Consider the following 901-nt stretch of genomic DNA (forward strand, 5'->3'; position numbering starts at 1 on the left):
CTGGGCGACAAGCTGAGCAAATCATTCGGAAACGTGAAAATGGCAGGGATATGAAACGGGAAATAATCACAACGGACAGCTATGGTAGAAATACCATACCATCCGATACAGGTAATATATGGATGAATGAAATGGAGCTGGTAGAGCTGTTCGGGGTAATCGCCCCGACGCTCCGTGCCGCCATTCGTGCCGTGTACAAGTGTGGAATTTTTAATCCTCTTGAAGCTGAAAAACGTATCAAGCTACCAAACGGCTATTATGCGGACATGTATGCCCTGTCGATGGTGGTAGCACTCGCTTTCCGCATTGACACGTCAGATGCCGCAACGGTTCGCAATGCCCTGCTGGAAAGATTGTGCCGACGAAAAGAGATACAAGTCCTACTGGTGTCAGTGAATAACAGAATGCCAAATGAATGTTAGAATGAACTTTTAATGTTCAGCCATTTGATGATTAACGGTTTCATCTGACGTAGTGACGACATGAAGTCATTGAATCCGTAAATCAGTGCGTCAGTCAATCTGTAATTATCTGCAACAACCAGTCCCCGAAGAAGTGCATATTCCACGACTTCGGGCTTTTTTATCTCCTTTTACCTGAAAGAGCCACCCGTTTATACTGCATTTTCTTTTGACATGACCTATTTTGCGCCGTTCCGCATAGATTTGCGTATCAAGATTTTACCGACACTTCCGTAGCTTTGCAACCATGTTTAACCCGTTGCCGACAGGATATAGGCAACACTAAAACCAGTATCAAGAACATGAAGAAAAAAAGAAATCATTTGCGTAGGTACAACTCTCTACAGGATTGTAAATCGGGATTGTCATTATTCGCTGATAAGAGGAATAGGACGTTACTACACGGTAAACAAAACACAACTGGAAAAATTCTGATATTC

The 901-nt window shown here is 43.2% G+C and carries 2 protein-coding genes; one reads left to right on the top strand and one right to left on the bottom strand.

Annotation, left to right across the window (positions count from 1 at the left end):
• Positions 1 to 50: 50 nt before the first annotated feature.
• Complete coding sequence (locus Q3C19_RS18265; RefSeq protein WP_302731285.1) at positions 51 to 422, top strand: hypothetical protein; 372 nt, start codon at positions 51 to 53, stop codon at positions 420 to 422.
• On the opposite strand, the gene Q3C19_RS18270 is transcribed toward Q3C19_RS18265, so the two are convergent.
• Complete coding sequence (locus Q3C19_RS18270) at positions 419 to 568, bottom strand: hypothetical protein (RefSeq protein ID WP_302731287.1); 150 nt, start codon at positions 566 to 568, stop codon at positions 419 to 421. The two genes, Q3C19_RS18265 and Q3C19_RS18270, sit on opposite strands and share 4 nt — an antisense overlap.
• Between the last annotated feature and the right edge of the window lie 333 nt (positions 569 to 901).

The organism is Bacteroides sp. ET489 (assembly GCF_030518095.1).
In the GTDB taxonomy this organism is placed as follows: domain Bacteria; phylum Bacteroidota; class Bacteroidia; order Bacteroidales; family Bacteroidaceae; genus Bacteroides; species Bacteroides ndongoniae.